Origin of the sequence: Sporosarcina sp. PTS2304 (assembly GCF_003351785.1) — a bacterium.
Taxonomy (GTDB): domain Bacteria; phylum Bacillota; class Bacilli; order Bacillales_A; family Planococcaceae; genus Sporosarcina.
In genome coordinates, this window is sequence record NZ_CP031230.1 from 1,336,021 (window position 1) to 1,360,573 (window position 24,553).

The 24,553-nt window shown below is 39.2% G+C and carries 19 protein-coding genes and 1 other annotated feature (1 of these 20 cut by a window edge); of the genes, 4 read left to right on the forward strand and 15 right to left on the reverse strand.

Features of this window, described 5'->3' with window-relative positions:
- Nucleotides 1-191: a binding site (T-box leader), on the reverse strand (it extends 43 nt beyond the left edge of the window).
- Between the two features lie 48 nt (nt 192-239).
- Nucleotides 240-1,013, reverse strand: coding sequence for a TrmH family RNA methyltransferase (locus tag DV702_RS06345; RefSeq protein ID WP_114924003.1), 774 nt, complete (start codon nt 1,011-1,013; stop codon nt 240-242).
- A gap of 79 nt (nt 1,014-1,092) precedes the next feature.
- Here DV702_RS06345 and sspI point away from each other — a divergent pair, with 79 nt between their 5' ends.
- Nucleotides 1,093-1,308 (forward strand): small acid-soluble spore protein SspI, encoded by a 216-nt coding sequence (sspI, locus tag DV702_RS06350; protein ID WP_114924004.1) that lies wholly within the window; start codon nt 1,093-1,095, stop codon nt 1,306-1,308.
- Between the two features lie 101 nt (nt 1,309-1,409).
- On the opposite strand, the gene DV702_RS06355 is transcribed toward sspI, so the two are convergent.
- From DV702_RS06355 to DV702_RS06375, 5 genes are all read right to left on the reverse strand, one after another.
- Nucleotides 1,410-3,026: a long-chain fatty acid--CoA ligase gene (locus DV702_RS06355; protein ID WP_114925856.1), complete on the reverse strand. Its 1,617-nt coding sequence runs from the start codon at nt 3,024-3,026 to the stop codon at nt 1,410-1,412.
- 85 nt (nt 3,027-3,111) lie between these two features.
- Nucleotides 3,112-3,570 (reverse strand): small multi-drug export protein, encoded by a 459-nt coding sequence (locus DV702_RS06360; protein ID WP_114925857.1) that lies wholly within the window; start codon nt 3,568-3,570, stop codon nt 3,112-3,114.
- A 103-nt stretch (nt 3,571-3,673) separates the two neighbouring features.
- The gene (gene argF, locus DV702_RS06365; protein WP_114924005.1) at nt 3,674-4,639 is read right to left on the reverse strand and encodes an ornithine carbamoyltransferase; all 966 of its coding nucleotides are present in this window, start codon (nt 4,637-4,639) and stop codon (nt 3,674-3,676) included.
- 666 nt (nt 4,640-5,305) lie between these two features.
- Nucleotides 5,306-6,391 carry a M42 family metallopeptidase gene (locus DV702_RS06370; protein WP_114924006.1) on the reverse strand — a complete coding sequence of 362 codons (1,086 nt, stop codon included), beginning with the start codon at nt 6,389-6,391 and terminating at the stop codon, nt 5,306-5,308.
- Nucleotides 6,392-6,439: 48 nt separating this feature from the next.
- On the reverse strand, nt 6,440-7,426 hold the full coding sequence (locus DV702_RS06375) for a diaminopimelate dehydrogenase (RefSeq protein ID WP_114924007.1): 987 nt from the start codon (nt 7,424-7,426) through the stop codon (nt 6,440-6,442).
- A 203-nt stretch (nt 7,427-7,629) separates the two neighbouring features.
- On the opposite strand from DV702_RS06375, the gene DV702_RS06380 reads away from it, so the two are divergent.
- The gene (locus tag DV702_RS06380) at nt 7,630-8,778 is read left to right on the forward strand and encodes an MFS transporter (protein ID WP_114924008.1); all 1,149 of its coding nucleotides are present in this window, start codon (nt 7,630-7,632) and stop codon (nt 8,776-8,778) included.
- 546 nt (nt 8,779-9,324) lie between these two features.
- Here DV702_RS06380 and recQ read toward each other — a convergent pair.
- The 3 genes from recQ to pssA all read right to left on the reverse strand — a co-directional run bounded on the left by recQ (nt 9,325) and on the right by pssA (nt 12,411).
- A complete protein-coding gene (gene recQ, locus DV702_RS06385) occupies nt 9,325-11,097 on the reverse strand; it encodes a DNA helicase RecQ (protein WP_205407224.1) in 1,773 nt (590 codons plus the stop codon).
- 83 nt (nt 11,098-11,180) lie between these two features.
- The gene (locus DV702_RS06390; RefSeq protein WP_114924009.1) at nt 11,181-11,594 is read right to left on the reverse strand and encodes a hemerythrin domain-containing protein; all 414 of its coding nucleotides are present in this window, start codon (nt 11,592-11,594) and stop codon (nt 11,181-11,183) included.
- 283 nt (nt 11,595-11,877) lie between these two features.
- A complete protein-coding gene (gene pssA / locus DV702_RS06395; RefSeq protein WP_114924010.1) occupies nt 11,878-12,411 on the reverse strand; it encodes a CDP-diacylglycerol--serine O-phosphatidyltransferase in 534 nt (177 codons plus the stop codon).
- Between the two features lie 55 nt (nt 12,412-12,466).
- Between pssA and asd the strand changes: the two genes are divergently transcribed.
- Both asd and DV702_RS06405 read left to right on the forward strand, forming a co-directional pair.
- Entirely contained in the window at nt 12,467-13,246 is a 780-nt protein-coding gene (asd, locus tag DV702_RS06400; protein ID WP_114924011.1) for an archaetidylserine decarboxylase, read from the forward strand.
- A gap of 17 nt (nt 13,247-13,263) precedes the next feature.
- A complete protein-coding gene (locus DV702_RS06405; protein ID WP_114924012.1) occupies nt 13,264-13,752 on the forward strand; it encodes a DedA family protein in 489 nt (162 codons plus the stop codon).
- A gap of 145 nt (nt 13,753-13,897) precedes the next feature.
- On the opposite strand, the gene DV702_RS06410 is transcribed toward DV702_RS06405, so the two are convergent.
- The 6 genes from DV702_RS06410 to DV702_RS06435 all read right to left on the reverse strand — a co-directional run bounded on the left by DV702_RS06410 (nt 13,898) and on the right by DV702_RS06435 (nt 24,492).
- On the reverse strand, nt 13,898-16,060 hold the full coding sequence (locus DV702_RS06410) for a bifunctional diguanylate cyclase/phosphodiesterase (protein WP_162805739.1): 2,163 nt from the start codon (nt 16,058-16,060) through the stop codon (nt 13,898-13,900).
- Between the two features lie 146 nt (nt 16,061-16,206).
- Nucleotides 16,207-18,195 (reverse strand): methyl-accepting chemotaxis protein, encoded by a 1,989-nt coding sequence (locus DV702_RS06415; protein WP_114924014.1) that lies wholly within the window; start codon nt 18,193-18,195, stop codon nt 16,207-16,209.
- A gap of 445 nt (nt 18,196-18,640) precedes the next feature.
- Nucleotides 18,641-20,368 carry a thiol reductant ABC exporter subunit CydC gene (gene cydC / locus DV702_RS06420; RefSeq protein WP_114924015.1) on the reverse strand — a complete coding sequence of 576 codons (1,728 nt, stop codon included), beginning with the start codon at nt 20,366-20,368 and terminating at the stop codon, nt 18,641-18,643.
- Complete coding sequence (gene cydD / locus DV702_RS06425; protein ID WP_114924016.1) at nt 20,365-22,086, reverse strand: thiol reductant ABC exporter subunit CydD; 1,722 nt, start codon at nt 22,084-22,086, stop codon at nt 20,365-20,367. Before cydD ends, cydC begins: the two co-directional genes overlap by 4 nt.
- Entirely contained in the window at nt 22,086-23,102 is a 1,017-nt protein-coding gene (cydB, locus tag DV702_RS06430) for a cytochrome d ubiquinol oxidase subunit II (RefSeq protein ID WP_114924017.1), read from the reverse strand. Before cydB ends, cydD begins: the two co-directional genes overlap by 1 nt.
- Nucleotides 23,089-24,492: a cytochrome ubiquinol oxidase subunit I gene (locus DV702_RS06435; RefSeq protein ID WP_114924018.1), complete on the reverse strand. Its 1,404-nt coding sequence runs from the start codon at nt 24,490-24,492 to the stop codon at nt 23,089-23,091. The genes cydB and DV702_RS06435 overlap by 14 nt, the downstream gene beginning before the upstream one ends.
- Nucleotides 24,493-24,553 lie beyond the last annotated feature (61 nt).

Genomic DNA, 24,553 nt, shown 5'->3' on the forward strand with positions numbered 1-24,553 from the left:
GCATCTTAAAAAGATACAAAATCACTTAAATTGGAATAACGGTCCTTTGCCGGCACGCCTTTACATACATGGTCCAAGCGTGCAGCTCGCGGGGTGAACTTCAATGAGGTGCGTTTTTCACATTTTCAGTCACGATGTGAAATCCCTACGAACACACTACTACATCTACTCTTCCCGGTCATTGCTGTTATTTTGATTCATCTCACAGTATACCGTAAAACGATTTTGCCTTCAATAGCTTATTGCTTACTGCGTAATGTATACACTAAAATTCCAGTTGCTACAGCTACGTTCAAAGACTCAGCCTGTCCATACATAGGGATTTTCACCACATGATCGGCTTGTGATAGCAACGTTGGATCTACCCCGCTACCCTCATTGCCGACAAGTAAAGCAAAAGACTGTTGTGGGTTCATTTCATCTAATGAAACAGCATTTTCTAACCCTGTGCCAATAACCGGAATATTAGCTTCTTTTACACGCTCAAGCCAATTCGATAACTCCTCACGCACGACAGGTATATGGAAGTGTGAACCTTGTGCCGAACGTACGGTCTTTGGATTGAATGGATCCGCACAACCTTTTCCTAATACGACCGCGTCCAATCCGGCCGCGTCTGCTGTTCGAATCATCGTCCCGATATTACCTGGATCTTGGACTGCATCAATGAGCAGTACACGCTTCCATTCATGTTGTGCTTTTACTTCATGTTGCGGCTGGCGACAATAAGCAAATACTCCTTGAGTCTGCTCTGTTTCAGATATTTCTTTTGCTACAGCGGCATTCACTTCTATAATTGGCAACATCCAATGTGATGGTATATCAATATCTTCACGAATAAGTAACTGAATGACAAGTTCAGGCTTCTTTAACGCTTCTTCCACAAGATGGAAACCTTCTACTAAAAATTCTTTCGTCTGATCCCGCTCTTTTCTTGTGGTCACTAACTTCTTCCAATGTTTCACTAAAGAGTTTTGAGTTGATTCGATTCTTTTATTCACAGGGCTGTACATCCTTTTTTCTTTTTAGTGTATCAAATACACGTATATTTAGATACTGTTGTGGAAAAGATGACGGTAGGAGGCTGATACTATGGATTTTCAAATACGAGATGCGATTACCGCAAACATGACAAATAACAGCTCATCGGATGTTAGGAACGTAATTGATGATGCAATTGCACGTGGAGAAGAACATCTATTGCCAGGACTAGGTGTATTTTTTGAACAATTGTGGAAACGTGCGGATGATCAGAAAAAAACACAAATGACATCTGAACTTGCTCAGGCATTCGCTAAAGCACAATGATTTTGATGAACAATTAAAGATTTCAGGTACAAGAAAAAGGAGCTACAAGATAGTCAGTAACAGCTGATTTTCTTTGATAGCTTCTTTTTCTTGGAAACAGATCATTTATAGTATTCTTTTAATTGATCACGCAATGCGGCTTTTAAAAATTTCCCGACAGATGTCTTTGGAATTTCTTTAACGAATAAAATCTCGTCCGGAATCCACCAACTGGCAAATTGACCTTTTAGATAATCTTTCAGTTCTTGTTTCTTCGTATCATCTTGCGCAATATTATCATGTAATACTACACAAGCCAATGGTCGTTCCATCCATTTTTCATGAGGTACCGCGACTACAGCTGCTTCGTATACATCTTCGTGGGTCATCAACGCATTTTCAAGATCTACAGAAGAAATCCACTCCCCACCACTTTTGATCAAATCTTTTGTGCGGTCTGTTAATTTCAAATAACCATCTTTAGTCATAACAGCAATATCTCCTGTATAAAGCCAGCCATCTTTAAATGCTTCTTCCGTTCTTTCATCTTTATAATATTCACTGGCAATCCAAGGGCCTTTAACTTTAAGTTCTCCCATCGTTTCGCCATCCCAAGGGACTTCTCCGTTTTCATTCACCACACGTATATCCAGACCCGGTGTCACAAGACCTTGCAAAGCACGAATATCGATGCGCTCGTCCATCGTCAAATCATCCATTGAAGAAGTGAGCACTGACAAACTGACAATTGGACTGGTTTCAGTCATCCCATAGCCAACAATGAACGGGATATTCAATTTCTCTTCAAATGCACGAATAAGTCCTTTTGGAGATGCAGAACCACCACAAACAATCGCGCGTAATGAAGATAGGTCTCTTGCGTTCTGTTGTTGTTCTTTCAATACTGCGAGCCAAATAGTAGGAACACCCGCGGTAAGTGTTACTTTCTCTGATTCAATTAAATCCAGCAATACAACTGGATTGAATCCCGGTCCTGGCAATACTTGTGTTGTGCCAAAAAACACACCGGCAAAGGGAATTCCCCATGCATTGACATGAAACATCGGCACGACAGACATAGCTGTATCACGCTCGCAAAGCCCCATACCGTCCGCTAAACCGAGCGCGTAACTATGCAAGACGAGTCCGCGGTGTGTATAAATCACACCTTTAGGTTGTCCAGTCGTGGCGGACGTATAACATAGCCCAGCTGGTGTGTTTTCATCCAAATCTTCAGGATAATCATATTCATCAGAAGCCTGTTCAAGTAACGATTCATATGAATGAACATTTTTGAGGGTTGTCTCTGGTAATTCTTTGTGATCGCTCATAATTACAAAATGCTTAACAGTCTTTAACATCGGAGCCATTTTCTCCAAATGAGGGAAAAACTCTTCATCGACTAATAAAATTTCATCTTCTGCATGATTAATGATATAGACAATATGCTCAGCTGACAGTCTAATATTGATCATATGAAGGATAGCACCAGTGCAAGGTACAGCGAAATAAGCTTCTAAGTGACGATGATGATTCCAAGCAAACGTTCCCACTTTGGTTCCTTTTTCCATACCTAACTGTGTTAATGCATTTGACAATCTACGCGTTCGCTTCGCCCATTCACGGTACGTAAAGCGTTGAATCGTTTGCTCACCTGTACGTGAAATGACCATCTTATTAGGAAAAAACCTTTCTGCTCTCGTGATAAATGAAGACAAAATTAATGGCGTTTGCATCATATCCATCCGCTCCTCTTTTCACTTTCTTAATATAGTATACACATTATCAAACTATTCCGTCTACTATAAGTGAAAAAGTTATGCTTTAGAACAACTTTTGACTAACCGATGAAAATATATCTATTCCAAGCACTGCAAGAACTGCAAAAGCAATGGACCAAATAGCTAGACTCAATAGTAACCATACTGTTGCTTGTATTTTAGATGAACCGAAAGCTAGTGCCAAAAAAGCTGCTAAATGTGAACCTATTAAAATAGGACCAACTAATGCAAGTCCAGGCACACCAAATTGCCTCCAAATCGCTCCAGCACGAGCTGTACGTTTAGAAGATAGAGAGACATCTCTTTTTTTCTTATGATCCCACCAAGTTTTTAACTTTTGAAAAATAATGACTTCAATTATGATCGTGGAGGCATTTCCAGCAAATCCGATCAGACTGGCGGTTACTGGCGACAAACCCCTTAATACTCCAAGCGGAACCGCTACTAGAACTTCAAATCCCGGAGCAGCGCCTAAGAGAAAGACAAGAAAATACGTTAACAAAACTTTTACCTCCCTCGTTCCGAATGATAACAGTATAGCAAAGACAACGATGACAAGGAATAAAAAAACTGCCTTCCCTATCCTAAGGAAGACAGAATAATTCTTATAATAGTGAAGCCAATACTGCTTTTTGTGCATGCAGTCGATTTCCTGCTTGTTGGAAGACATAAGAGTTCTTACCGTCAATAACTGAAGTCGCTACTTCCTCTTCACGATGTGCTGGTAGACAATGTAAAAATACATAGTCATTTTTTGCATGTCCAACGAGTTGGTCGTTAATTTGAAAGTCTTTAAAATCTATTAAACGTTTTGCTGCTTCTTCTTCTTGGCCCATACTTGTCCACACATCTGTGTAAATCGCATCCGCATCAGATGCAGCTTCGACTGGATCATATGTTGCTGTTACGCTTCCACCGGTAGCTTTGGCAATTTTTTTAGCTTTTTCTAATAAACTTGCATTATATTCATACCCTTCAGGCGTTGCCACTGAAACATTCATTCCCATGTGAGCACCTGCAATGACGAGTGAATGCGCGACATTATTGCCGTCTCCAATATAAGAAAGTTTCAGACCTTTCAAATCGCCTTTTACTTCTTTAATCGTTAATAGATCCGCCATTGCTTGACAAGGATGGAATATATCCGTCAAACCGTTGATGACAGGAACGGAAGTATGCTCCGCCAACTCTTCTACCATTTTATGTGATTTGGCACGAATCATTACGCCGTCCAAAAACTCTGACAAGACTTTTCCAGTATCCGAAACAGATTCACCACGACCAATTTGTAAATCCCGCGCATTCATGAACAGCCCATGTCCACCTAGATGAATCATACCCACTTCAAATGAAATGCGTGTACGTGTTGAGTGTTTTTCAAAAATCATTCCTAAAGTTTTACCAGCTAAGACAGGGGGCATCTTCCCCGCAAGCGCATCTTGTTTCATGTCATATGCAAGTTGCAGTAAATACGCTATTTCTTCACTAGAATAATCCAGCAATGTTAAAAAGTCGCGCCCTTGTAAAGTTTCCTTTGTTATAAGTGATTTTGTTTGATTACTATTTGTCATTTCCTGATCCCTACCATCCATTTGAAGTATGTATAAATTAGTATACATGTGTATATTTATGAAGTCAAATGAATTTTTATTAATATTTATATTTTTTGAAAATAAAAAATAGGAGTGCGCCGAAGATAATGTGCTTTCTATCTACATTCTTGTTGATTAACTATACTATGTATAATTCACTCATGTAAAAACTAAGTAGGCGATAGAAAGAAGCGGGTAAATTTAGATGTGTGCAATACAGTGACTATGGCGGTTGGATGGTGTGTAGCTGACTTGGAGTGTCTTGCGGCTTGCGCTTCCAGACGATACGCTTTCCGGAGGGGACGCGGTGGACCCCTACGCGTAGCGAGAAGAAGCACGTCTTTGCACTTGACAGGCGTAATCGTCAATGAACTTTTGGCGAGTCCGCCGCGCGTCCTCAGGAAAGCGTCCGGTTTCTCTCGGGAGAATCCTAGCATGTACACTATTTTACGTCACCCCATTAAAGAAGCCACTTACCCTTCTCCAATTTCTAAAAAGATCATTACTTACTTTCGATAATCACCCGCTTAGCTCTCTAGTAACTACTACAGGCCGAGAAAAACAAATCATTTTTCTCGGCCTGGTTCATGTAAGCGACATCTCGTATCGCCTCATTTTCAAGAGTGATTCTAGTCTGCTAATAAGTTATTCAAATGTGATTTGTCGGACTGCCTCTTCATCTAAACGTTTTACAAGTTCGACTAGCAATTTTACAGTATTTTCGAAATCCGCTCGATGTAACATGGCTGCATGAGAGTGAATGTAGCGAGTAGGGATACAAATAGCTAATGTAGGAATTCCTGTCCCGCTTACGTGAATTGAACCGCCATCTGTACCACCGCCAGCCATTGTTGCAAATTGATAAGGAATATTCAATGCCTCTGCTGTTTCGACGACAAAATTACGTAATCCTCTGTGAGATACCATCGAAGCATCATATAATAGAATTTGCGGACCTTCTCCCATATTTCCAACTGATTCTTTCGCCGAAACACCTGGTGTATCTCCTGCGATTCCTACGTCTACAGCAAAACCAATAGCCGGCTGAATTTTATTCGTTGCCGTTTTGGCTCCTCGTAAACCAACTTCCTCTTGAATCGCACCGACACTATATACACGGTTTGGATGTTTTTCACCTTTCAGTTGTTTCATCACTTCTATCGCAATGGCACAACCTATTCTATTATCCCAAGCTTTTGCAAGCAAGAAATTTTCATTTTTCATAACTGTGAAATCGAAATAGGGCACTGCCATATCTCCAGGTAAAATACCCCATGATAATACTTCTTCCTTAGATGAGGCACCTACATCAAAGTACATATCTTTAATATCAACCGGCTTTTTACGCGCTTCAGGAGTCAAAATATGCGGTGGTTTCGAACCAATTACTCCTGTAATCGTTTCTCCTGCACGTGTAACGATTGATACACGCTGAGCAAGCATCACTTGCGACCACCAGCCACCTACTGTTTGGAAATAAATGAACCCTTTATCATCGATTCTAGTGACCATGAAACCTACTTCGTCCAAATGACCGGCAATCATAATCTTCGGTCCCGTTGCGTCACCCTCTTTTACTGCAATAAGTGATCCAAGTCCGTCATGATCTATTTCATCTGCAAATGGTTCGATATGTTTTTTCATCGCATCGCGTGCTTCCCGTTCGTTGCCTGGAATTCCACGTGCATCAGTCAACTCTTTTAACATTTCTAACGTTTCATCTAGTTTCATGTAAAATAGTCCTCCTCTTTTTCCGTCCATTAAATGTCTTCAACTATTTTATAGTAATTCTTTACGTAAATCAGCTGGTGACTTAGGAGATAATAATCCCGGTGCGATATCATACACTGTTTTAGCTCCTGTATCGCCTGTTTTTTGTAATTTATAAGCCGCACGCGCGTAAGCTACAAGTACACTGGAAGTAAACTCAGGGTTACTATCCAACTTTAATGAAAACTCAATTACTTGGTCTGTATGCTTGCCTGTATTACCACTTCTAATGACAAATCCCCCATGCGGCATTTTTGCATGATCTTGACGCAATTCTTCTTCTGAAATGAAGGTAACTGTTGTGTTGTACTCCGCAAAATAATCAGGCATCGTCACGATTGTGTGACGTACTTGTTCTTCGTCTGCACCTTCTTCTAACACGACATAACATTCACGCGTATGTTTTTCTTTTGTTGTCAATTCTGGATGTTCCCCATTGCGCACTCGATTAATAGCATCTTCTGCAGGCAATGTGTATTGAACACCGGCTTTTACTCCGTCTACTCGTCTAACAGCGTCAGAGTGCCCTTGGCTCAATCCTTTACCCCAAAATGTATAGGTCTCTCCTTCAGGTAAAATAGCTTCCCCCATCAGGCGGTTAATTGAGAATAGCCCAGGATCCCAGCCAACCGAAATGATAGCAGTAGTACCCGCTTCACGCGCTGCCTGATCAACAGCTGCGAAGTATTCTGGAATTTTAGCATGTGTATCAAAACTATCCACAGTTGTAAAATGTTTAGCAAGGGCAGGACCCTGATCAGGAAGGTCATTTTTTGATCCGCCACATAAAATTAGCACATCGATTTGTTCTTTAAAAGATTCAATTTCATTAAGTTTATATACAGGAACATGTTCAGAAAGAAGTTGAACATCCTCTGGCTCTCTGCGTGTGAAAACAGCAACTAACTCCATGTCTTCATTTTGACTAATTGAAGATTCCACACCACGTCCTAAGTTTCCGTATCCCGCGATCCCTACTCGAATTACATTCGTCATATTAACTAATCCCCTTCCACAATCTTGTTTACCTTTCTCATTTTACCGTTAAGACCACTAGATTGCGAATATTTCTACGAGTCCTCCAGAAATTTTCATGCTTATAGCTGTTCATATTTTCTCCGTGAGCAGTTCCATTCATTTCATAAGTTTTCATGGTAAAATAGAAAACAAGTGAATAATATGTAAAGTAGGGATTTTTCGTGCGCTTTTTTGTCTATTTGATTGTTTTCTTCTCGTTTTTCGATTTATTTTCGCAACTCCCTGTGATTAGCCCATTTGCTACACAATTGGGGTCGCCAGCGTTCATTATTGGTTTGTCTGTCGGGATCTATTCATTCGCCAATATTTTCGGTAATATTATTTCAGGTATTTTAACTGATCGAAGAGGTCCTTTCTACATTTTATTATTTGGTTTGTTTACATCTGCACTATCGTTGTTTTCTTATGGGTTAATCAATGGCTCAGTATCCTTAATCGGGATTCGTTTTGTACATGGCTTGACGGAAGGTTTAATTATACCTGCTGCATTTACATTTTTAGCAAATGGTTCCGAACGTTCAAAACGCGGTCGCAATGCGGCTATTTCGGGAGCTTTTGTTGGATTGGCAGCGATTTTTGGTCCTGCTTATAGCGGTATAGTATCTGTAAAAACGAGTGTTGTCACAATTATGGCGATTAATGGCGTCTTCATGTTGTTGTTGACAATTGGAGCTATTTTATTTTTACGCACATTTACATATGTCAGGAAAATAAAAACAGATGCACAACGAGCAGTAAAGCCTTGGTCGTTCTTCCGTCACCCTGGAATTATCCGTGCGTTTTTAGGTGCTTTTTTCTTAATGTTTTCGCAAGGAGTTCTCGCTTTAGTCTTGCCTTTAAAAGTGGAGTTTCTCCAGTACGATGCTAAAACGACCGGGATGTTATTAAGTGTCTTTGGACTGGTAGCAGTTTTAATATTTGTATTACCAGTTAATCGGATATTTGACTTCGCACGACCTATGCTCACACTTGCTTTAGGGCTATTTCTAATGAGTGGGAGCATGTTGTTTCTTTCACAAGTTGATGAGTTGTCAATGATGATGACAGCAATGGTCGTGTATGGAACGGGATTTGCCTTATTATTCCCTTCGATCAATTCACTTTTAATCGATTCGACCGAACCAGAGACAAGAGGGAAGGCATATGGATTTTTCTATGCGTTCTTCTCGTTCGGTGTAGTAATAGGATCAAGTGTAATCGGTGGGCTGGATTTAGGTTTTCAACATGCATTTATCGTTGCAAGTAGTATCTTGTTTATCGCTGGCCTATTTACGCTTTATGGTCTGCGTAGAGATATACGCCCTGCATAATATGATCGCAACGCAAAAGGTGGCTGTCCAGAAAGTCAGTAAGAACTGAGTTTCTGTGACAGCCCTTTTTCTCATGAAACGAATAGAAGAATCCTCTCTTCGCTATTCCTTTCCGTTCCAGGCGGACGCGTTCGGGAGGGGTCGCCTGGAACGGAAATCCACTCGCTGTCTTGCTTCAAATAGGTACAAAAAAATCGCCCATTCTAGTAGAATAAAGTTACCTAACCCACTCTACGAAAAGACGATTTTTTATGCGCTATCCAAAGATTACTTACGAACAGTATACCACAGAACAGCTCACTTTTTCTATAGAAGAACCTACGGCATCGTTCCGTGGCCTTGAAAAGGTTCATACGGAGTTCGGAATCGTCGCACTGGTTCACAGTTGAAAGTAGCGGGCATCTGCCGGCTACTTTCAACTGTGAACGACTACAAACCAAAATCAGGCAGAGAAAAACGATTCGTTTTTCTCTGCCTGATTTATTTTAGGGACTTATTGGACAGCCCCCTTTTTTTGGAGAAACAGTTTTAGACATCTATTATCTTTTATGCTTGTTGTGCTGAAAACGATTGGATGATTTCCAAAAATGCTTCACCATAACGCGCAAGCTTCGTTTCTCCTACACCTTGGACTGTTAATAACTCCTCGTCGGTTACAGGCATTTTCGCTACCATATCACGAAGTGTCTTATCCGAGAAAATGACAAACGGTGGAACGCCTGCTTCTTGTGCCAGTTTCAAGCGAAGTGCACGTAACTCGTTAAATAACGGATCATCTTTCGCTACTACTGTTGTGACCATTTCACCTTTACGCCATACTTTTTGTTTACCCAGTAAGACTTCTTTTCCTTGTTCAGGCACAAAAATGATAGGAAATGTACCATTTTCGACTTGCAGATAGTTCTCTGAAATTAAAAACTCAATAAAATCCGCCACATCTTTGGCGCTACGTTCTTTCAGCAAACCATACGTCGTTAATTTATCAAAATTGAATTCTAAAACTTTTTTATTTTTTGAACCTGTCAATACTTGTGCTACCATAGTTTTCCCGAATCGCTGTCCCATTCGAATGACGCAAGAGAGTACTTTTTGTGTTTCTAGCGTTACATCAAATTGTTCTCTAGTATCCGTGCAATTTCCACATCGCTTACAGTTTTCTGCATCGTCTTCTCCAAAATACGTGATAATATGCTTTTGCAAACAACCTTCTGTATGACAATAATCAACCATCACTTGCATCTTTTTAATTTCATTCGGAATTCGTGAAGGATCAGGAGACTGTTCGATAAGGAAACGTTGAGTTAGAACATCTTGCGAGGAAAATAATAAATAGCAATCACTATTGAGCCCATCACGCCCTGCTCTGCCAGCTTCTTGATAATAACTTTCCATATTTTTCGGCATTTGGTAATGGATAACGTACCGAATATTCGATTTATCAATTCCCATTCCAAACGCATTAGTCGCGACCATGACACGAGCATCTTCCATAATAAAGCGATCCTGTTGGCGCTGTCGTTCATGATCAGACAACCCCGCGTGGTATTTAGCTACAGAAATGCCATTTTTCTCAAGCATGGCATGTACTTGTTCTACTGCTTTTCTAGTCGCTGCATAAATAATACCTGACTCATTTTTATTCTTTATAGTATAGTCTTTGACAAATTGATCGCGATTTTGTCCCTTGACTACAGAAAATACTAAGTTGCTGCGTTCAAATCCTGTCACTACACGGCTACTAGGCGGTATATGAAGTTGCTGACAAATATCATCTTGTACTTCTGGTGTAGCTGTTGCAGTTAAAGCCAAAATGATAGGACGTGTATTCAAATAATCTAAAATACGGTGGATATTGCGATAGCTTGGACGGAAATCATGACCCCACTGCGATATACAATGCGCCTCATCAATCGCAATCAACGGAATATCCATTCTCTGCAACTGATTTAGAAATGATTCCGAATCCAGCCTTTCTGGAGCTACATATAATAATTTATATTGTCCTGCTAAGGCGAGATCCATCGTACCGAAATATTCTTCTGTTGACAACGTACTATTAACGTATGCAGCAGGGATGCCGAGTTGATGTAATGCATCGACCTGATCCTTCATTAATGATATTAGTGGGGATATAACGAGAACCGTTCCCTCCATCGCTAATGCAGGCACTTGATAGCAAACAGACTTCCCGCCACCTGTCGGCATGACACAAAGTGTGTCATCGCCTTGCAATACTTGGTCGATGACACGCTGCTGCCCTTCTCGGAAAGCCGAATAACCAAAATACTTAGCTAATATATCCAATGGGTTTCGAATCACCGCCACCTCCTTTTACGTGTACATATCCATATAACAGTGTTCAAAACTGTAAAAGAAAACAATAAATGTTCCTATTGAAGTTATTAAAACAGCAACCGTTCTTCTTCGCGGCTATGTAATTCATTGACAACTAATAATGCATGAAACTTTTGCATAATTTCTGCTGTTATATTCGGTTCTTTCTCACGTGCAGCTTCAATATCTGAAACTAATAGTCGCAACAGATCATGATCGCGGGTCAATTGAATGATCTCGCGCTCAAGCTCTGGTTTTTCTTCTAATAGTTGCTTGTAGAACCCTTCTTCTTCTGCATCTGCGTGGCTGATTACCCGTGTTTTCCAATAATCGAGTAAATGATCACACGCTTCGTTAACCATCTCTGTTTCCCCTTGCTGTAAATAGCCTACAAGATCCTCTGTTTTCATAATAGCTCCCGAAAGCCCGCCTTCATGAATTGCACGATGCGAATGAAGCTGTCTCAATGCAGGTCCAGACATAGTAAGCACTTCCTCTTCTTTTTCTTAAGCATAACAGAATTGAGACGTCTATGAAAGTTTCCTAAAACTAAAAAAGGCCTGTCTACAAATTCCAAAAAGAACTAGAAACAACATCTATTACCTCATCTATCACTCCCAACCGTTGAATTCCACACATTTAGAAAGCTTGAGCCAACAGTCGGAACATCAACTCACCCCATACAAGACTTTAAACAATTCTTCACCCAAAAAAAGACCATCCCAGAAAATCAGACAAGACTGACTTTCTAGGATGGCCACCAAATCAAACTTTTGCGATACGAATTCGGCTAACCATCATCCATGCTAAAATAGACATGAAAATAACAAAGTATGGAGCAGCGACATAAGGAACAGCAAAGTAGCCTAATGTTAGAAAAACACCTGCCACTGTAATAGGCAAACCGTAAAATGAACCATCAAATTCTTGGACATTATAACGCGCTAAACGTACAGCACCTGCTAGTATATAAAATAACACAGCTGATATTCCAATCCATAAAGTATCCGACAAAGCTGCATCATAAATAAGCAGTGCCGGAGCTACACCGAACGAAACTAAGTCACTTAACGAATCCAACTCTTTACCAAATGCTGATTCTGCATGGTAATATCTAGCGACCATTCCATCAAACCGATCGAATAATGCTGCAAAAAATATGAACATTAAACTCATGTGTCCATGGCCTTTTAAAACAAGTACAATAGCTATAATCCCTAAACTTAAATTAAAAAGTGTAATGACGTTCGCCAATTGTGATTTTAGTTTAGTATAATCAAAATATCTAAATGAAAACACCTCATTGCCTCCTCGTGACTAATCTATTATAGTCTTAAAATGAAAGGATGAAAAGATGAAAAATCAAGTTTTTAAATCATTTGTAGAATTAACCGGCCACCCGTTCAGTTCGATGCTGTTACGGAAATTCACCACCTCTGTAGTAAGCAAACCATTAATCAAGCCATTTGCGTCTTTCTATCATATACAAACAGACGAAGCAGAATACCAAATGACTGAATATAACAGCTTAAATGATTATTTTACCCGTTCTTTAAAAACCAATAGTCGTCCGATCGATCCGGATCCTACTATACTCATTTCACCGGTAGACGGTGTATTAAGCTGCGCGGGTGTAGTGAATGACACTCAAGAATTTCTAGTGAAGGATAAAACGTACAGCCTTTCTGCATTATTAGGAGACTCTTCAAAAGCGGTACCTTACCAAAATGGTTATTATTATGTATTTTATCTATCCCCTAGACATTACCATCATTTTCATTATCCGATTTCTGGAGAACTGATTAGCCGTTATGCTTTAGGAACAACTTCTTATCCGGTGAATGATCTTGGTATACGTTTGAAGAAGGATCTATTCTCCACTAATTACCGATTAATTTCAGAAATTCAAAGTGCTTTTGGAAAAGTTGCAGTAGTGAAGGTGGGCGCGTTAAATGTTAACAGTATTCAACTGGCGGACTCTTCAAAAGATTGTATCAAAGGCGACGATTTTGGACATTTCGCATTTGGATCAACAGTCATTTTATTTATTGAAAATAAACATACATTGACTCCGTTGCATCAAGCTTTTACAGAAGTTAAAGTCGGTGATAGAATCGGAGTGTGGCAATCTTAAGTAGATGAGGTTTTATAATGGATCAAATTTCAGAATATATCGCACAGTATGGATACTTGTCTGTCTTCATCTTTTTGGCACTAGGTATATTTGGATTACCTATGCCTGATGAATTCATCGTGACGTTTGCAGGGTACTTAGCTTCTGCTGGTACGTTTCATTTTGTCTTTGCGATTATATTTACTATTTCCGGTGTTATGGTCGGAACATTATTCACATATATGCTTGGCAGAAAAATCGGCAAACCTTTAATTCAGCGTTTCGGTAATTATTTATTCCTTTCACCTCACCGCCTACAAAAAGTAGAACGATTTTTTATGGCGCATGGTTCCTGGGCAGTTACTATTGGGTATTTCTTGCCTGGTCTCCGGCATGTAGTCTGTTATGTTTCAGGCATGAGTGGAATGAGTATGAGGCGCTACGTGTTATTTGCTATTCCAGGTGTCATTCTATCTACTACCATTTGTGTGTTGCTCGGATATTTTATTCGACTGCCTTTCTTTTGAGAATAAATAAACACTACAGTAAACTACAGTAAAAAAGCAAAATGCATGAAAGGCTCCATACCATTTGCCTTCATGCATTTTTTCAAACTCACTCTGTTATTTATACAGCTATAGAGTACCAGGAGCACTACTACATAGATACTATCTACCACGTGTATTTCTTATCAATCATCTTCACTGCGTCTTCTACCCTAAGTGGTTTACTTATAAAATATCCTTGAATGCGTTCAGCGCCGAAAGTTTTCAGTAATTTCAATTGTTCTTCTGTTTCGACACCTTCCATAACCGTTGTTTGATGTAACGCTTTTGCAATATCAATAATCCCTTTTAAAATCGCTTCTGCACCTGCTTCCCTTCTTTCGACGTCGTCAATAAATGCTTTATCAATTTTTAAATATTGAAACGGTAATGCTGTTAATGAAGCTAAAGAAGAGTATCCTGTACCAAAGTCGTCAATTGCCGTTTTAATACCAATCGCATTTAATTTTTCTAAAATTTGCACGACAGAATCAATCTTCTCAACAATTACAGATTCTGTTACTTCAAAAATTAATAGTGACGGATGGATTCGTGTTTCTTCTAACATTGAATACACATCATGCAAAAAACTTTCATGATGTAGTTGCTTGACAGACACATTGACATTGATTGTGAAATTTTTAAAACCCGCTTGACTCCATTCATTTGCCTGATTAGCCACAGTGTGCATAATCCAGCGCCCCGTATCTACAATGGCTTCATCTGTTTCTAAAATCGGTATAAATTGGAAAGGACTTATTTCTCCCAAATCCGGTGAATTCCAGCGAATCAATGATTCAAAACCCACAATCCGTTGTTCACTTATACTATAGATCGGTTGATACACCATATAGAATTCTTGACGTTCTAGCGCAGTACTTAAGCAACGCACTAATTGACGATGCTTTTTATTGCGTATTGACAACTCCTCATCATATAAAGTGAATTGATTTCCACCTTTACGACTCGATTCTTGGCAAGCAAATGCACCATTTTCAAGCACTTCTCTATGGATTTCTTGATCAATCAGTATGCCACCTACACTAACAGTTAAATTCATTTTAGCATCTTCTTCTACTACGATCTCATGATCCAACCACTGAACGAGTCCTTCACCGCTTTCAATTGCGTTCCGTTCTGTATCACATTCTATTGCAAATATAAATAATTCATAATCTACACGATACACACGACTCCCCTTCTCATAATCTTCTAAAAGACTGCTCGTTCTGAGAAGCATTTGATCACCTAGCTGATAACCGAACTGTTCTATTAGTTCCCTAAAGCGATCAAGACGTATGAAATACACAGCTATATGGTCTTTCTCCCAGCCGAATGAAAGACTTTCTATATCTTCATGTAATTGTAAGCGATTAGGTAATCCCGTTAAGAAGTCTTTTTTTAGCCGATCATCTGCCTGCCTCATAATAGTTGAGACGAATCGATAGAGTAAGAACCCTACTAAAAGAATAAGTGCATTCATCCATATCATTCTCCAAAATGACCATTTAATATCCTGTATTTTAGGATTGCCTAAGGAGTCAGCAATGACAGTCCAACCCGTTTCGGTTTGACCATATTTTAATAAATGACCAGAAGAATTCAAATGAATAGTTCCGTAACGCTCTTCTTCTATTTTATGTATATATTCAGCATGTGAAAAGCTTAATTCTGTTATTTTATTTTTCGTTGGATAAGAATAAATGACTTCTTGATTCTTTATAAAATAAACCGAACCTGGTAATTTAAAACTATCATTCATATCTTGTATGACATCTTGAATATTAATAAGACCCGAGACGACACCAATTATTTTATTATTTTCGTTTCTTACAGGGCTTACGATGGAACTGACTTTAATGTCCGGATTTTGCGCTAAAGAGAAAACGTCACTTATTACAATTTCTCCATTCAAAGCACGATGTAAAGACTCTTTTTCTTTTACTACTAAAATCGAACCGTCATCTGCTACTATTTTTCCTTCAGGCGTTATAAATCCAAGAGCCGAAAAATAATCCATTACTTCATGTTGTTTTCGTAAAAAGTCAATTACTTCATTTTCGTCATCTACTATATACGGTATATAATCCGCCAGTAATTTCACATTGCCCATTCTTCTAGAAGAAAAGCGATCTACTTCCGCTATAAAGCTATTCAACATATTGATCGTTTCTTCTTCAATTTTAGTTTTCAAAGATTTTTTTGTCGATTGATAATCCATCGTGTTCAAAAAAATAAAAGTCAGAACAATTGTTGCTAATACAAACTTTAGCCAAATCTTTTTTGACATATGCATCTCCTATCTCTTCCATTAATATGTATAGGCTTAACAAAAGGTTTCAATCTTCACACTAATCTATCCGCTGATTTTTGTCACGTTAAAATGAATTTCTATTCATTAAAAACGACAAACCACAGACGCGGTTTGTCGTTTTCTCAAATTGAAAATCTATTAATGGACGATCGTAATTCTTCAGCTAACATTAACAGCCGATCTGTATATTGTTCCATCTCTTCAACTGTCTGCAATTGATGATCTGCAGCATTTTTCACTTCCCCGATATAATCAGAAGCATCTCTTGCTGTAGCTGCCATCTCCTCCATCGCTGCACTTACTTCTTCTGAGCTAGCAGACATTTCTTCAGAAACAGCACTCATTTCACCAATGTCTTGACTAATTTGTTCAATAGAACGAACAATTTCACCAAACCGGTCACCTAATTGATTAATTACCTCTAACCCTTTGCCAACATTTTGCTCCCCTTGTTCAGCCGCTTTCACCGCGTCATTTGTATGCACTTGTACGCTATCTATTAACCGATTAATTTGTGATGCTGATTCTGCTGTTTGTTCGGAAAGTTTACGTACTTCACTTGCAACTACTGCAAACCCTTTACCAGCATCTCCAGCACGTGCTGCTTCAATAGATGCGTTTAATGCCAGCAAATTAGTTTGCTCTGATATATCCGTAATCATTTTTGAAATTTGACCAATTTCCAATGCCTCTTCCGCTAACTGGCGAATCACTGTCGTCGACTCGGTTGTAGTCATTTGAATACTATTCATTTGATCTACAGAGACTCGCACCGCTATATGCCCTTCGCTCACTTGCTCTGTAATATGATCTGAGTTGCCAGCAATATTCGCTGCTATTTCTGCAACGTTTTGAATACCTGTAGACATTTCTTCCATCGCTCGGGCACTGTCCTCCGACATTTGCACTTGCATTTCAGAACCATGATCTACTTGTTCAATAGCTGATGAAATTTCATGAGACATCTTCGTCAATTCTTCCGATTTCTGATCCAATACTTGCGAAGACTCTGCTAAATTTGTAGAGCCGTTTCGAACATTGTGTATCATATCGCGCATATTATCAGTCATTCGTAGCAGTGTATGTGATAATGATCCGATTTCGTCTGTTCTGTTTAAATATCTCTCAGGGATTTTATAATTAAAACTTCCTTCAGCAAGCTGTTCCCCAATCGCTTTTACTACTTGAATAGGTTTACTAATGGAGCGTGCCATGAAGTATGCAATTAATACACCTAGTAATACAATAATACTTCCTATAATTAGAAAGGCTTTTTTTAATCCGTACATTCCACTTAGCATCTCATCCGTAAAAGATACGACTGCAATTTTCCAACCATTTTCTAATGTGTGATAGCCAAGGTAACGATCTTTGCCTGCGTATTGATAGTGGATCACTCCTTCTTCGGAAGTTAAAATTTCCCGCAAGTCATCAATTTCAGCTGATTGCTCTTTACCTTCTTCTGTTTGATCAAAAAATCCTACTTCTTCTTTTACTAATGAACGTTCGGGATGACCAATTACCTTTCCTGTTTCATCTAAAATAAATGCATAACCACTCTCTCCGAAACCAACGCCTTCTATAACATCGCTCAAATCATAGCCATTCATACGAGCTAAAAGAAGAGCAGGTGTCCCACTTTCCGTGTTTATAGGAGTTGCAGTCATAATGACAGGTTCGCCCGTCACACGACTGATGATTGTACTTGATAAAGTTGTCTCACCCGCAAAAGCATCAATAATATATTGGCGGTCACTTAAATCCGCTTCTGTTCCATCTATGTAATGAGAAACCCCATCAGCAGTAACAATCGCGAACGTTAAGTAACTATCTCTTTCTTCAAGCTTTTTAGCTAAATACGCTTTTTGCAATTCTATATCCATACTGCGTACTTCCTGACTTTCTGCGAACGCTTCCAATTCAACAAAGTTACGTTCAAAGCGCTCTTCAATATAATGGGCAGTATCCATCGCTTTTTCATTTAATGTAATTTCCGCTTGAGCTAAAAGTGCTTTCGAGCTATTCTCATAAGCAAAAAAACCTAGTAGTACTGTTCCGCCTATTACTAACAAAACAATTGATAAAATCAATTTTGAACCTATCGTTCGCATAATGCACCCCTTGTATTAATAATCTTTCTCCCCACAAAATAATTCCAATAAAATTAGGCTATATTCCCTATTATCATTATAGAGTTAGTTGAAAGAAAAGACAATACGATTATATTTTACATGTCAGGTCTATGACTCGTAATAATATAATTTCCCACGCCTATTAATTATCCAAAGAAAGGAATTGACTTTTGGAAATAAGATGCTTTTGACGGATAGTTGTATAGTTAGTGTATTCGTTAGGATTCTCCCTGCAGAACCGGACGCTTTCTGGAAGCGCAAGCCGCAAGACATACTAAGTCAGCCTCACTCCTTCCAATCGACATAGTCAAACTCGCTTGTAAATACATCAATGAGTGATTTATATCATACGCTTGATCAACAAGCTTGATTTTTTCTACTGCAAAAAGACATCCTTTTTTTTACTCGGATGTCTTTCACATATTTATATTCCTCGATCAATTTCATATAGTTGACGGTATCTATCATTCGTTGCCAGGAGTTCTTTATGGGTACCTTGCATAACCACTTTTCCATCCTCCATGAATACAATGCAATCCATTTTCTCCATCCCCATCAAATGATGTGTCACCCAGATTATAGTTTGTTCTTGCAGCGCATCATGTATAGTTTCGACTAATGAATGTTCTGTTAACGGATCTAATCCTACAGTAGGTTCATCTAAGATCACTACAGGATTTTGTTTCAATAAAATTCTTGCTAGCGCAATACGCTGTCTTTCTCCTCCTGAAAAACGCTGACCTGTTTCTTCCATCTGTGTTTTACTGCCTGCAGGCAAAGATTGTAAATACGTCGTTAATCCCACTTGATTGATTACCCGCTGAATATCCTCTGGTGTAGCATCTAATCGTCCGAGTTTAATATTATTTTCAACTGTAGTAGCAAAAAGATAAGGTTTTTGGTTTAATACACTCACCACATCGTATATCGTATCCCCATAATGGGGAGCAGGTTCTTTATTGATTAGCACTGAACCGTGTGTAGGCTGTAGCACACCTAACAGTAGTTGTATAAGTGTCGATTTCCCGGCACCGCTTTTTCCTAGAATCGCTATCTTTTGACCTTGCTCAATCGACAATGTGATACGTTGTACGGCATCATGAGACTGTTCGTCATATCGATAACTGACATCATGTAGTGTAATCGTCGCGTCAGACACACTCTCTTGTATTTCAAGAGGTGAAATTTTATCCACTCTATATTCATGAACGAGATCTATCCGTTTTAAAGAAGCTTCATAAGCTGGAAGGCGTTCGATCGCATGAGATATAGGGATTAATCCTTCTACAATAGGTAATGTCACTAACGTAAATGCAGCTATATATGTTGGCATTAATAAACCATTGGCTGCTTGCTGTCCCGCCCATATACCAACAACGACTACTAACAGTCCAGAAAAGATTTGCAATTGAACAGTTCTGGACTGTTGCCAAAAAGCTAGTTTCTTATCTAATTCATGGCTGGCCTGGCTTTCTTCTTTAAATGCTGATAAAAATTGTTCTTTGCGGCCGCTGATTATCCAGTCGCGCAAGCCGAAAATTCCTTCTGTCATCGTATTATACAATTGGCTGTGCATCTTTTTTGAGTGTTGCTGATTTTTCTTCATCAAATACAGTGATAGCATTGGGTAAACGAATGACACAATACTTAAACAAAGTGCCATCATAAGCGCAAACTTCCAATCATAGACGGCTAATACAATAACCGAAAAGCTAAATAAAAACAGTCCAATCACTGTTGGAAATAACGTCCGTATATACACGTCTTGTAAATGTTCAATATCGTCTGCTAATGTTCCAAGCAAATCTCCCGTTTGAAAACGTGAACGGATAAATAATGCCTGTGGTTCAAGTACACGGTATAAATGGACTCGCATATCTGCAATCATTTTCAAGACTGCATGATGGCCAAGCAAACGTTCGACATAACGCAGTGCGGCCCTTGAAATTCCAAACGTACGAACAGCGACAATCGGAATATAGACTAGTAAAATATTTTCCGGTCTTTCCGATGTCCTTGAAATTAAATAACCCGAAGTGAACGTCAGCATCGCTGCGGAGAGAATGGTTAATGTACCTAGTAGAATGGTAGATAATAATGTTTTTTTATACGTCTTAGCATACGGAATAATATGCTTTTCATACAAATTCATACTGTATCTCCCTTTCCGCGTGCCTCAAGCAATTGACAATACGCACCGTTACGCTGTAGTAGTTGTTCATGAGATCCTATTTCTACAATTTCTCCTTCATCCATAACAATTATTTTATCCATCTCCCGCATCCAATGAATCCGATGTGTCGCAAAGATGACAAGTTTGTCTTCCAACAAAGGTAAGATTAATTGTTTTAACTCATGTTCTGTTTCAATATCCAAATGGGCAGTCGGTTCATCAAACAGTAAAATCTGACGGCGTTGCAATAAAGAACGCGCGAGGGCAACACGTTGTTCTTCTCCACCACTCAACGTACGACCTCCAGCACCGATTCTTTCAGCATAGCCATTTGGGAATGTTTTAATCAGACGGTCTAACCCTACACGTTCGGCTGCTTCCTTAACTTCTTCATTTGATGCATCAGGCTCATAAAATCGAATATTAGCAAAGATAGTGTCCGGAAATATGGTTGGGTGTTGAGGAATATAAGCAATCTGATCTTGCCAGTCTGCTACAGCTAGGTGAGGCAATACTTGTCCGTCTACTACACATTCTCCAAAAGCAGGAATTGTAAATCCTGAAAGCACATCTATTAGCGTAGTTTTTCCTGCACCCGAATGTCCAATAATCCCAATCTTTTCATAGCCTTTTAATCGTAAATACAGGTCTTCGAAAATAATTTGATCTCCAAGCTCGACACGCAGATTCTGTAACTCCATTGTAGAATTCTCGCTCCAACGCATTATTGGTTTCAACTGTACAGGTGCAGCGACTTCAGATTCATCTAATATCGAATGAATTTGTGCACTAGCATCTTTACCGTCAGCTGTAGCGTGAAAGTCATTACCTAGCTCTCTAACAGGCGCAAAATATTCAGGCGCCAATATTAATATTACTAACGACGGTTCCAAAAGTATTTGTCCATTAATAAGTCGAAGTCCTAATTCTACAGCCACAACAGCTACAGAAAGACTCGCAAAGAAGTCCAATGAAAATGAAGATAAAAAGGCGTAACGTAATGATCTGTTCGTTGCTATTCGGTAGTTATCACTTACTTTTGCAATAGACTGTTCGTGGGATCGACTGCGCCCTAAATACTTTAAAGTGACAATTCCTCTTAATGAATCCACGAAATGCCGCGATAATAAGCGGTACGTATCCATTTGTGCATCAATTTGTTTCTTTGACACCATCCCAATTAAAATTAAAAAAATAATTAATATCGGTAAAACGATAACTAACGTAATAGCAGACATTTTATCCAGCGTAAAAACATACGCCACAATGACAAATGGCATAATCGCCATGGCTAGCGTTCGAGGGACAATCAATTCCAAATATTTTCGGAATTTTGGTATTCCTTCTAATCCTAACGTTACTAAATGGCCTGAACCATACTTTCCTATTAACTGCGGACCGACAGCAAAAATCTTTCGTAACAAAAGTTGTTCATATTCTCTAGCAGTTTGATCGGCAAAACGATAAGAAATTCGATCCTTTGCCCATTGAATGAAATGACGTACACTATTTACAAACACAAAAATCACAAAAGACCGAAGCGCTTCACTCCCATCTGCACCTTGGAACAATTGCGTAATAGCTTTTGCTAAGTATATAGCCTGAAAAACAATGGCGATTGATTGAACCGCTGTTAGCAGTCCAATCAACGCCATCACTTGTTTACTTCCTCTGTAGTGAAGCAAGTATTTATCCATTAGTATTCTAGATGCTCCTTATCACCGGTCAATCGTTTACGGAACACATAATAACTCCAAATAGTATACGCTAAAACGATTGGCACCATAGTAAACGCTACGATCGTCATAATTTTCAGCGAGTAATCTCCCGAAGCAGCTTCTGCAATGGACATATTAAATGCCGGATCTAGTGTACTTATCGTCACATTAGGAAATAAAGCGATAAAAAAGCTAGCCATTATGATGATGAAAATTAAACCTGTCATCGTAAAACTGAATCCTTCACGCTTCTTTTTTAAGAAGAAAAACAACAGTGTATATAATACAATTGCTACACCGTACATAGGTACTAGCCATTCACCTTTATCGGTAAATGCATCGGTATCCAAATATGTGAACGTCATAAACAAAGCGATGAAAACACCCGTCAATGCATACACTTTACGCGCTGCTGAATTTGCCCGTTGACGCAAGTCTCCTACCGTTTTCAAACTAATAAACAGTAGACCATGTAAATACGATAACAAGACAAATGTTATACCGCCGATTACTGTATAGACATTGACGAAGTCTCCTAGACTGGCATACATATTCATCTCTGCATCAATTGGCAATCCTTGAATTAAACTTGTAAAAAACACACCAAAGATGAATGGCGGCAATAAACTTCCAAAGAAAATTGCCCAATCCCACGTCTTCACCCACGCGAGTGAGTCTACCTTATTGCGAAATTCAAATGCCACCCCCCGTATGATGAAGGCCAGCAATAACACAACAAACGGCAAATAGTATCCACTAAATACTGTGGCATACCAGTGAGGAAATGCAGCAAACATCGCTCCCCCTGCTGTGATCAGCCACACTTCATTAGCATCCCAGACAGGACCGATTGTATTTATAACAATACGTTTTTCCAAATCATTTCTTGCTAAAAATTTCGTACTCATCCCTACGCCAAAGTCAAAGCCTTCTAAAAAGATAAAGCCTATAAATAGGACAGCGATTAATAAAAACCAAATGTCACTTAACGGCATGTCCTTCACCTCCTGTTTCAAACGGATCAGTTACAGACACATCGGCTACCGGTTGCTCCTCCGGCCCACGCTGAATGAATTTCACAAACAATACAACCATGATGATACCTAGTATCGTATAAATTGTGGAAAATGATATGAGTGAGAATAAAATTTGACCAGCTGATACATTGGGTGAAATTCCATCAGCAGTTTTCATCAATCCATTCACTACCCAAGGTTGTCGACCCATTTCTGACATGATCCAACCAAAAGAGTTTCCTATGAATGGCAGGAAAATCCCTATAACAAGCAAACGTAAAAACCAAACGGAATGCTCAATTTTCTTGCGCCACATTAAGAACAGTCCTAGCGCTCCTAGTCCTAATAATGTTCCACCTGTCACAACCATAATGCGGAAACTCCAGAAAGTTGTTTTGACTGGTGGGATATAACTGCTTTCTCCATATTTATCAATCATTTTTTGCTCGAGAACGTCCATTCCTTCAACTTTTCCTTTAAATTCACTATAAGTTAAATAACTCAACATGAACGGAATATCAATTCTGCCAGTTGTTTCACGGTTCTCGACATCTATGTTCGCAATTAACGTCCATGCCGCGGGGTCTCCACTATCTTCCCATAACCCTTCAGCTGCAGCCATTTTCATCGGCTGTGCATGCATTAAGTATTGAGCTTGGGAGTGACCAGTAAATGCAATACCTAGGCCAGACAACATCCCAACAACTAAAGAGATTACGAGCGACTTTTTAAAGAAATCCATTTTACGCTTCTTAATCAAATACCAAGCACTAACACCGATTACGAAAAATGCACCCGTTGCAAAACTACCGAAGATCGTATGTGGAAATGCTACCCATAACTTTTCATTCGTCAAAACAGCTAGTATGTCATTCATTTCTGCCCGACCATTCTGTAGTACATACCCTTCTGGATTTTGCATAAATGAATTCGCTGCCAGTATCCAGAAAGCCGACATGATTGTTCCGAATGATACTAGCCAAATCGACGCGAGATGTAACCATTTCGGAATCTTACCCCATCCGAAAATCCAAATTCCTATAAATGTAGATTCTAAGAAAAAAGCTAGTAATGCCTCAACAGCTAACGGAGCACCAAAAATATCTCCTACAAATCTAGAATAAGCTGACCAATTCATCCCAAACTGGAATTCTTGTATAATTCCAGTGACAACTCCGATTGCGAAGTTGATAAGAAAAAACACACTCCAGAACTTTGTCATCTTTAAATATATTTCATCTTTTTTTACTAAATACATCGTTTGCATAATAGCGATGATCAATGCTAAGCCAATTGAAAGAGGCACAAATATAAAGTGAAACAATGTGGTGGAGGCAAACTGAATTCGCGCTAATAATACTTCTTCCATTTCTTACGAGCTCCTTTCGAACTTATATCTCTAGTACCTAGGATAGCGCAGTTAGAAAAAG